Origin of the sequence: Tangfeifania diversioriginum, from assembly GCF_900141875.1 — a bacterium.
GTDB classification, from domain to species: Bacteria; Bacteroidota; Bacteroidia; order Bacteroidales; family Prolixibacteraceae; genus Tangfeifania; species Tangfeifania diversioriginum.
In genome coordinates this window covers 1-1,558 of record NZ_FQZE01000080.1, presented here as the reverse complement: position 1 = coordinate 1,558, position 1,558 = coordinate 1, and the positions used below count along the sequence as shown (strand labels likewise).

Below are 1,558 nucleotides of genomic sequence, written 5' to 3'. Positions count from 1 at the left end.
TAAGCAATTCGGCCCAACTGCATTACGATTTTTATTTAAACGACAGCACCTACATTGGAGACACTAAATATTTTAGTTTTTCTTTCACCCCGAAAAACAAATACAATCCTTTGTTTACCGGACGTTTTACCGTAGAAGACAGCACCTTTGCACTGAGTAATATTTACGCTTACGTTCAGCAAGAAGCAAATATAAATTTTGTAAATGGTTTCAAGGCAAACGTCAATTACGCCAAAACCGATGAAAGTATTTGGTTCTACAACAACCAGGAAATCAGCTTAAACCTGGCGCTAACACTGAACAAAGATACAGTCTCGAAATATGATTCGCAGCGAATCGATGAGGTTTCGAGCGGCAACTGGCTGGTAACCAAAACAACGCAGTATTCCACGTCAAAACGGTTGGAGGCAGTGCGTCCCCGCAACTGGAAAAACCAGCCCGAATTTGAAGCTGTCAATCATTTTGATGAAGGCACTTACATGCGGGTGGAAAAACTAAAGGAAAATTCTGTTGTTCAGGGAATTGACGCCATTGGGGGCGCGGTTTTAACCAGCTATGTCGATGTGGGGAAAATAGAAATCGGCCCGGTTTTCGATATTTACAGCACCAATGCCATCGAAGGCCAGCGCTTTTCGCTTCCGTTGCGCACAGGCGAAAAAATGTTTGAACGATTTACGGTGGGCGGTTTTCTGGGTTACGGAACCAAAAGCAATGAATTAAAATATGGTGTCAACTTTGGATATCAGCCCTTACCCACCGATAAGATTATTATTCGAGGTAATTATTCTGATGATTATTCGCTGGTTTCGCAAGATAAATACCTGCGGTTTATCAAAAAGAACCCGAACACCCGTGGAAACGGGAACTTCATTGCAGCCCTCACAAGTCGCGAGCAGAACCCGTATTTAAAGGAGGAGAAAAATTTCAATCTGATTTTTGAATACAATGCCAATGAGGACTTTAATATTGAAGTGTCTCCCTATTTTTTGCACAGCAAAAGTACACCCAACGTCCGCTTTATAAAAGATAATGCGGAGTATAATGCCTACAACAACTATGGAATTTTGTTGAACACCCGTTTGGCATTCGGACAATATTACGACAAGTATTATTTTACACGCGTTTATTATATCGACGAAACCCCGGTTATCAACCTAAGCCTGGATTTGGGGCAGGTAAAACTTCCGGGCGTTTCCGATGGTGAGGGATTGTATGCCCAGTTTCACGGCTCTGTGGTGGGCAGAGTGAATATGGGACTTACCTTTATGCGTTATATGTTAAATGGGGGATATCTTTTTGGTGATGCCCCGTACGATTTGCTCGACCAACCCGTGGGTTCCATGTCGCTGGGCTATGCAAAATACCGGTTTAACCTGTTGCACCACGCTGCTTTTGCGCATAACCTGTACACCAATTTCCACTGGGATTTAAATGGTGGGGGAATTATACTTAACCGTATTCCTCTGCTAAGAAATTTAAAATTACGGGAAATGGTTTCATTGAAATGTCATTACGGAAAACTTACCGGCAGCTATAAACCAGTTTTCGATTTACCCGG

Annotated in this window: 1 protein-coding gene; it reads left to right on the top strand. The window is 42.6% G+C overall.

Going from position 1 to position 1,558, the window contains the following annotated elements:
* Positions 1 to 1,558: DUF5686 family protein (locus BUC07_RS21055; protein WP_245792742.1), on the top strand; the 1,558-nt coding region annotated here is incomplete at both ends.